This window comes from Borborobacter arsenicus, from assembly GCF_003934165.1.
In the GTDB taxonomy this organism is placed as follows: Bacteria; Pseudomonadota; Alphaproteobacteria; order Rhizobiales; family Rhizobiaceae; genus Pseudaminobacter; species Pseudaminobacter arsenicus.
The window spans coordinates 1-7,519 of sequence record NZ_RKST01000064.1 but is presented as its reverse complement, the minus strand read 5'-3'; the positions used below and the strand labels follow the sequence as shown (position 1 = coordinate 7,519).

The 7,519-nt window shown below is 62.5% G+C and carries 7 protein-coding genes; all 7 read right to left on the bottom strand.

The genetic code is table 11. From position 1 onward, the window contains the following. Nucleotides 1-214: 214 nt before the first annotated feature. The 7 genes from EET67_RS24725 to EET67_RS24695 are packed head-to-tail and all read right to left on the bottom strand — an operon-like array spanning nucleotide 215 to nucleotide 6,729. Nucleotides 215-622, bottom strand: coding sequence for a bacteriohemerythrin (locus EET67_RS24725; RefSeq protein WP_128628833.1), 408 nt, complete (start codon nucleotides 620-622; stop codon nucleotides 215-217). A gap of 15 nt (nucleotides 623-637) precedes the next feature. Then, nucleotides 638-1,138, bottom strand: a complete 501-nt coding sequence (locus EET67_RS24720) for a hypothetical protein (protein WP_128628832.1) — start codon at nucleotides 1,136-1,138, stop codon at nucleotides 638-640. Further along, on the bottom strand, nucleotides 1,135-2,703 hold the full coding sequence (locus tag EET67_RS24715) for a cytochrome b N-terminal domain-containing protein (RefSeq protein ID WP_245451236.1): 1,569 nt from the start codon (nucleotides 2,701-2,703) through the stop codon (nucleotides 1,135-1,137). The genes EET67_RS24720 and EET67_RS24715 overlap by 4 nt, the downstream gene beginning before the upstream one ends. 44 nt (nucleotides 2,704-2,747) lie before the next feature. Continuing rightward, nucleotides 2,748-3,560: an SCO family protein gene (locus tag EET67_RS24710; RefSeq protein ID WP_128628830.1), complete on the bottom strand. Its 813-nt coding sequence runs from the start codon at nucleotides 3,558-3,560 to the stop codon at nucleotides 2,748-2,750. 5 nt (nucleotides 3,561-3,565) lie between these two features. Beyond that, nucleotides 3,566-4,429 carry a heme o synthase gene (gene cyoE, locus EET67_RS24705; protein WP_128628829.1) on the bottom strand — a complete coding sequence of 288 codons (864 nt, stop codon included), beginning with the start codon at nucleotides 4,427-4,429 and terminating at the stop codon, nucleotides 3,566-3,568. Nucleotides 4,430-4,450: 21 nt separating this feature from the next. Then, on the bottom strand, nucleotides 4,451-6,178 hold the full coding sequence (locus EET67_RS24700; RefSeq protein ID WP_128628828.1) for a cbb3-type cytochrome c oxidase subunit I: 1,728 nt from the start codon (nucleotides 6,176-6,178) through the stop codon (nucleotides 4,451-4,453). Nucleotides 6,179-6,195: 17 nt separating this feature from the next. After that, nucleotides 6,196-6,729, bottom strand: coding sequence for a cupredoxin domain-containing protein (locus EET67_RS24695; RefSeq protein WP_128628827.1), 534 nt, complete (start codon nucleotides 6,727-6,729; stop codon nucleotides 6,196-6,198). Nucleotides 6,730-7,519: the final 790 nt, after the last annotated feature.

Below are 7,519 nucleotides of genomic sequence, written 5' to 3'. Positions count from 1 at the left end.
TGCGCTGCAATTGTCAGACCCGCGGGGCCACCCCCGACAATCACGAGGTCCGCCGTCACAACCGAATTGTCGTCGAGTTCTGACAGTTTCCCGATTTTCATTCCCGCATCAGTTCTCACACTGGGCCGAAAAGCGTTAACCGACATCAAGACATCCGGCCCGCTTTTTTTCAACGTTGCAGTAGATAACCAGGCGGCGGCAAGCGTCCGCCGCGTCACCTATGACCATGCACACCTAGCCTGTGATGCAGGCGCGCATCATGCGTCTTGAAATGCAGCGTGAACCAAGCGTCCAGGCGCCGTGACAGCTGGCGCGACGATCCCTCGGGATCGGCATCGTAGCCGTCCATGATGTCACGAATGTTTTCGAGAAGCTGCTCGTGAGCCTGCTTGTGCTCGTCGAATTGATCGTAGCCATGCTCGCGCATGAACCTTTCTTCAAGCGCGAAATGCGCCGAGATGCCACGAAAAATCTCACCCAGGAACGCCGTTACATCGGGTTGCGCAGCATCAGCGACCAGGCTTTCGTGGAGTTCGTTGATGAGGTCGATCAACTCCCGGTGCTCATGGTCGACCGCCTCGACGCCGACGCTGTAGTGGCTCTTCCATTCGATCAAGGTCATGGGACGCTCCTCCATTCAATGAAACACGAAGCCGCCGGCATTGGCGCGAAAATCGATCACGCGACTATTCGAGGGATCGATCCGGATGGTCCTCTCCTCATGCCAGGTAAAATCCCCGTCCGGCCGCTCGCTCATGCGCACGGCGATTTCGTATTCTCCGGCGGGCAGCACGAAGCGCTGATGCACACGCGAAGGCCCGTCACTTGCGATACCGGAAGGGGGCACCTCAGCCTCGAACATCCGCTTGCCGTCGATGTCGAATTCGACCCGGATCGGCGGCCGGTCGCGCGGACAGATCTCCGGCCGGCGCATATTGGGCGGCAGCTTCGCCAGTTCCTCCGGCGTTGCCTTGCGACAGGCGGCGCGGCGGTCAGCACCGTGGCTGAAAGACAGTGTCAGCATGCCGGTGCCTTCAGGCAGGCTGCGATAGAGAGGACGATTCGACAGGGCCGCCACGCCCATGAATATGAGCGCCAACACGGCGAAGCGCAGGGGCATCTTGAGCGCCTCCTTCATGCCTCCACCTCCAGGCGGGTATCACTTTCTCCTTCTGTCGCCGCTCTCTGTGCTGCCTTTTCCAGAGTTTCGAGCCGGGCGGCAAACGCTGCCTTCTCCGCCTCGTAACGCCTGCTCTCGAAGGGCGAGGCCCAAATAGTGGCGAGCCGCTCGCGCTCGACACGCTTGCGAAGATAGGGATCGCGCTCACCCGCGAAGCGCTGCTTCGTCCATTCTCCGCCGAGCCGATTGTAGCAGGTGCTTTCGCTGCACCCCGCTGCCACCACGCCCTCGGCAAGGTCCTTGCTCAGGATGAAGTCGATCAGCGAGGGCGGCACCATCGCCACGCAGGGGAATGTGACCACTCCGCCGAGATCGCCGCCGCCGGCTCCATGCTCGCAGGCAAGCACCAGCACCCGACGGGTCCCCTTCAACTCGGCCGAGGCGGCCACCACGCTCTCACGCACGTCGCGAAGCGGCTGGCCGGTCAGGTCGATGCCGGTCTTCAGGTCCTGCTGGCGGCGGAACGGCGTCGACGAGGGGCAGGCCCCCATGCATATCCCACAGGAAACGCAAAGATTGGCGTTCACCTCCGCTTGGTGCGGGAACGGCTCGCCGTCGGTACGCGGCACCAGCCGGATCGCTTCATAGGGACAATCCTCTACGCAACGGTTGCAGCCGTTGCAGTTGGGCAAATCGACTTTCGCGACCGGCGCTCGCCGGAAGGGCGGCAGCCACGGCATGGCGGCAAGCATAACCGACACGCCCACAAGCAGCCCCCACAGGCTCCATTCACCCCAGGCTTCCGCCAACGGGTAGAGCGGCAGGAATAACCAGTCGAGCCCGACTTCGGCGGGAACGTGCGTTAGGTCGGCCGGCCCCTGGCTCAGCGTCGGCTTCCACAGCGACACACCAAGCAGCGCCGAAAGCATCAGCGCAGCCAGCAACCTCGGTGGATTCACCTTCGGCCGGGAGATGCGCTGGGTGTGGATCCACATACCGAGGAGCAGAATGAGTGGCACGGCGATGTGCAGGAACACCAGCAGCGAGAAGAAACGGCTGCTCAGATGCTGCGGCGTCAGGAAGTTGCGTGCCAGCGGCTCGCCGAAGACCGGAAAGACGTCGAGCAGCTTTGCCGAGACCACTGCCACATATTGCGCCAGCATGTCCCACACCAACCAGTAGCCGGTTATGCCCGAGATGTAGAGGAACCAGATCAGCGGGATGCCGGTGACCCAGGAAAACCAGCGCGTGCCGCGATAGCGATCGAGCGAGAATTCCCTGAGCAGATGAATAGCCACACTCACCACCATCAGATCCGAAGCATAGCGGTGGAAGCTGCGCATTACCCCGGCATGGTACCAATGTTGGCCGCTGATCCATTCGACGGAGGAATAGGCGTCGACGATGCCTGTATCAAAGAAGATAAAAAGGTAGATTCCGCTAACCGCTACCACCCAAAATAGGAAGAAGGACAGCGCGCCGAGTTGCGCCAGCGGATTAAGCACCGGCGAAAACAGCCGCTCTGCGCCCCGTTCAGAAAGATCGAAGATGCGGCGCAGGCCTTTCTTCGCGTGACGTAGCACCGGCCAATCATTCGTTCTACGGCGCCCGCCCACCCCCGCCATGGTCAAACCCTCGCCCGTTCGGCCCGGCGGTTGGCGAGCCATAGGCGCACAATCACCCACGCCATTAGCACCAGCGACAGCGCACCGGCCCCCATCCCCATATAGAGGCCGTAATCGGTGCGGTAGCGGCCTGATTTTGGGTCATAAACGGTGCACAGGAAGCGCAGTCTGTCGGCCAGCGCCTGCGGCGTAAAGGCGGCGGCGGTGGTACCGAAAACCAGTTCCTTCAGTGGCTCGATGAAGACAGGGAGCGGGAAGTCATCGCCATAGACCTGCCGGTAGACATGCCCATCGCGATCGAGGATCGTCGTCTGCGTCACGTGCTCGAAGCCACCGGCCGCACCAGCATAGCTGAAGCCCACCTCGTCCAACAGGGCGTTCAACACGGCAGGTGTGGCGCTCGCCACATGCCACAGCGGATCGCCATTGACGCTGTGGTCGATCGCGAAGGCTCGCATGCGCTGCGGCGTGTCGTTGCGGGCATCGAAGCCAAGGGTGAGCACCTGGAAAGCCTCACCACCCAGCGCCTTGCGCGCCTTTGCGACGGAGACCTTCAACGTCTCGGTTGCGGTCGGGCACACTGCGCTGCAGCTCGTATAGATCAGGCTGACGACCAAGGGGCGGCCCCTCAGATCAGACAGCATCATCATGCTGCCGTCCGAACGCAGCAGGCGGTGGTCGCTGGTCGCACCACCGATTGCCGCCTCGCTCCTTTCAAGCGCCTCGGTCGGGTCGACGCGACCGGCCGCTGCAGGGGAAGTGGACACGGCCAGAGCAAGAAGCAGGCTCACAATACCCACCGCGCTCAGGGTCATTGCATTCACCCCACAAGCGCAGACAGGAAGATGCCGACGACCAGCAGCAGGAGCTGCACCCGCGAGGCGAGGAAGTTTGCCATAGCCGCCTTGCGGGACGGAGCGTGGTGAAGCTGCCAGCTTTTCCACAAGAACCAGCCCCCGCCGCCCGCTGCAAACACTCCGTATATCCAGCCCATACCGAAGAAGATCGGCGCAAGTGACAACGCGGCAAGCGCGGCGGTATAGCTCAGGATGGCAAGCGTCCATTCACGCTCGGACGCTACTACCGGCAGCATAGGCACGCCGGCGGCGGCATAGTCGTCGGCCTTCGCCGCGGCGAGGCTCCAGAAATGAGGCGGCGTCCACAGAAACAGCACGACGGCAAGGATGCCTGGCACCCATTGCGGCTGCGGGTCGATGGCGGCGGCGCCGGCGAGCACAGCAAACGAACCGGCAAGCCCGCCGATGACGATGTTCCACGCCGTCCGTCGCTTCAGCCACACGGTGTAGACAAGGCCGTAGGTGATAGCGCCAAGAAACACATACAGCGCAGCAACCGTGCCGGCCGACGCCCACGCAAGCAGGATCGAGGCGCCGAGCAGCGCGGAAAACGTCACCGGCCAGGCCGGCCCGGGCTTGAGCTGCCCGCTGGCAAAGGGGCGCCCCGACGTGCGCGTCATCAGCCGGTCGCTATCGCGCTCGTAATAGTGGTTGAACGCCGCTGCCGCCCCTGCCGCGCCCAGCACCGCAAGAGTGAGCGCGGCGATCCGGCCGGCCGACACGGGCTCGCCGCTGGCGGCGGCAAGACCGGCAAGCGCGCTAGCTGCTATTGCCACGCCGATCCTGAGCTTCAGCAGAGTGACGACGATCCGTGCGGCGGCGAGCATCGCTTGTTCCTCCGGGTCCCGTCAGCGCAGCAGCCAGATTTCCGACAGGTACTTCCAGTTGACGAAGTAGTAGAGCACGAAGGACAGGAAGAAGACCGAGACCAGGATTATGGTGCCGGGCAACTTCACCGTCGCATGGCTGCCATATTCGGCGACGGTTGCCGCCTGCTTGTGCAGCGGGAAGGTCAGCGGCGCTTCGCCCTTGTCGAGGCGCTTGCCCCACAGCACGGTGCCGACCGTAATCAGGATGTAGAGGATGCCGCCGGCCGCCGCGATCACCGCCGCAAGCCCGTTCAGCCCCATCATCAGGAAGCCGCCGGAAGGCAGGTCGAATGGGTGCATCGCATCGGTCAGCGTGATGTCCCAGTGCCGGCGCGGCACGCCCAGCGTGCCCGCCCCCATCATGAACAGTGAGATGCCGCCGGCACCCATGCCGAACAGATAGGGTTGCCAGCGCGCGAGCTTCGGCCAGATGACGTCGCGCTGGAAGATGAGCGGCAGCACGTAGTAGGTCATGGCCATGAAGGCGAGCGTGGTGCCGGCCACCACCGTGCCGTGGAAATGGCCCGGCACGTAGATGGTGTTGTGCATGAGCAGGTTGAGCTGCTCGGTGCCGAGCACCACGCCGGAGATGCCGCCGATGAAGCCGAACATTACGAGCGACAGGAACATGCCGGAGAAGGCGGGGTTGCCCCACGGCGCCTTGCGCAGCCATTCGAAGGCGCCCTTGGTGTAGCCGTTGCGCCGCTGCGCTGCTTCCAGCGCGCCGGGCACGGTGAGGCCGTGGATCAGCGACCCGAGCACGGCCAGATACATCAGGTAGGAGGTGTTGACGATCTTCCAGGTGGCGCTCATACCCGGATCGGCGAGCAGGTGGTGCGCCGAGGCAAGCTGGAGGAACAAGATGTAGAGCAGGAAGGCCGTGCGGCTCACCTTCTCCGACAGCGGCTTGGCGCCGATGGTGAGCGCGCCGATCGCGTACCACACCGACACATGCGCGGCGACGTTGATCTGCTGGGAGGAATGGCCCATCCCCCACCACACGACCTTGTACATCAAGGGATCGATCTCGGCGACAAGGCCCAGCGACCACAGCCAGGTGGGCACGAGGATGATGGCGCCCGAGGCGAGCGTGAAGACGGCGATGATCGCCGCCGTCAGCGCACCGAAGGTCACGAGCGGAATCGATCCCTCATAGGTGCGCTCGCCATGGGCGACCACCAGCGTGGCGAAGAAGATGCCGACGCCGATCAGTGCCCCGACCGCGAATATGATCAGGCCGAGATAGAAATGGGGTGAAGCCTGCATCGGCGGATAGGAGGTGAACATGACGCTGGAATCGCCCTGGAAGACGGCGACGTTCGTCATGATGGCTCCCGCCACCATCAGCACGAAGGCGGCCCAGGCGATCTTCGGTGTGGCAATGCGCGAGCCAAGCAGCACAGCGGAGGCAAAATAGAGGATCGCGATTTCGAAGAAGATGATCCAGAATAGGAGCACGTTGGCGCCGTGCCCGGTGAGCACGAGATAGAACCACTCCGAGGGCAGCAGGTGCACCGCCGGCCAGCGGGTCAGCGCCACCAGCAGTCCCATCAGGCCGCCGACGGCGAGGAACACAACGGCCGCCACCGCATTCGCCATGATCAGCCTTTGGGCGGCGATGTCGACCTTGAGCCCGGTGAAGCGGCAGGTACGAAAAGCTGCCCTGGCCGCCGCCAATCCGGAATGGGAGACGTCTATCGCGGTCATGGTCCTCTCCGATTTACCTATTCGACCACGCGGATGCGGCCGGTCATCATATGATGCCCGATGCCGCAATATTCGTTGCAGGCAATGCCAAAATCGCCCGCCTCGGTCGGAGTCAGCGTAATGATCTGCTCGTAACCGGGGTGGACGGAAATGTTGATGTTGACCGGCTGCAGAGAAAAGCCGTGCTGCCAGTCGATCGACGACAGGTGGATGCGGTAGCTCTGCCCCTTCTTCAGTTCAAGCAGCGGCCACCATTCCCAGAGCCTTGCAAGAATGAAGACATCCTCGCCAACCGGCGGGCGCACCACCGGTACGCCGGACTCTTCGCTGACCTGGTATTTCTCGGCAAAGGTGGCGACCTTCTGCTCATAGGCGGCCGGAGTGATCCGGTAGGTCTCGGTGGACAGGTTCTGCCCGCCGATGAAGTGCCAGGCGATCATGAAGAAGAACATGAACAGCCCCCAGAGGAAGGCAACGACGACCCAGCCGATTTCGACACGCTCGATCGGCTCATTCCACCAAAGCCGGTTTTGGGGCGGGGAGATTGCCATGTCTCAATCCTCCGATGATGATCAGGGCGCGACCGGAATGGAAGCGATCTCCATGACGCCCCAGACGATGTAGAGGATGGTAGGAATGGTGATCCCGATGAAAAGCAGCAGGAATGGGTTGTCCAAAAGCTGCTGCATGGCGGGGACTCTCTCCTGGCGTGGTTCTGATTCCGGGCGGTCGTCCATCACATTTCTCCAAAAGAGACTTCTGGATGTATTTATCAGACATGCGCCTCGAGACATTTGACCCAAGTCAAGCAAACTTCATGAATGCTGAGGAATTCTGTTCTATTGCGCTCGCGACTTCGCCCCACCTCAAGAAGCTTGTCGATCAGATCGAGGAGTTGAAGACACGCACTGGTCCGCAAAGACTGGCAAGTTTTCTCGTTGAACTTGCGCCAATGCTGGAGGCGCATGCATCGTCACACGGTCTCACGAGAAGCCGCTGATCGCAGGGCGGCTGGGCATGAAACCTGAAGGGCTTTCACGCGCATTCCAGAGGCTGCACGCCCTAGGCTTGAGGACCAACCAGAATACCGTCTCCGTCAGCAGTGTCGCTCGGCTTGTGGAATTTGCCGGGCGCGAGCGCCCGATGGCGCTCAAGTGTCCCGGATTGCATATGGGCTGTCTGCCCAGATGAGCCAGTGATTGCGCCCTCTGGGCAAAGGCAGTTCAGCTAGCTTTGGCGTGTGGGCGTGGCGACTGCGGAAGATATGCGTCGAAGGCGGCCGCCACGGAGCGGACGACGAAACGATGCTTCGCGTTGACGCGCACGACGCCCCTTTTGAGT

Coding starts and splice junctions, on each gene's coding strand:
- EET67_RS24710 (WP_128628830.1), bottom strand. CDS start 3,560: ATGACCCTGAGCGCGGTGGGTATTGTGAGCCTGCTTCTTGCTCTGGCC.
- EET67_RS24720 (WP_128628832.1), bottom strand. CDS start 1,138: ATGAAGGAGGCGCTCAAGATGCCCCTGCGCTTCGCCGTGTTGGCGCTC.
- EET67_RS24700 (WP_128628828.1), bottom strand. CDS start 6,178: ATGACCGCGATAGACGTCTCCCATTCCGGATTGGCGGCGGCCAGGGCA.
- EET67_RS24695 (WP_128628827.1), bottom strand. CDS start 6,729: ATGGCAATCTCCCCGCCCCAAAACCGGCTTTGGTGGAATGAGCCGATC.
- EET67_RS24725 (WP_128628833.1), bottom strand. CDS start 622: ATGACCTTGATCGAATGGAAGAGCCACTACAGCGTCGGCGTCGAGGCG.
- cyoE (WP_128628829.1), bottom strand. CDS start 4,429: ATGCTCGCCGCCGCACGGATCGTCGTCACTCTGCTGAAGCTCAGGATC.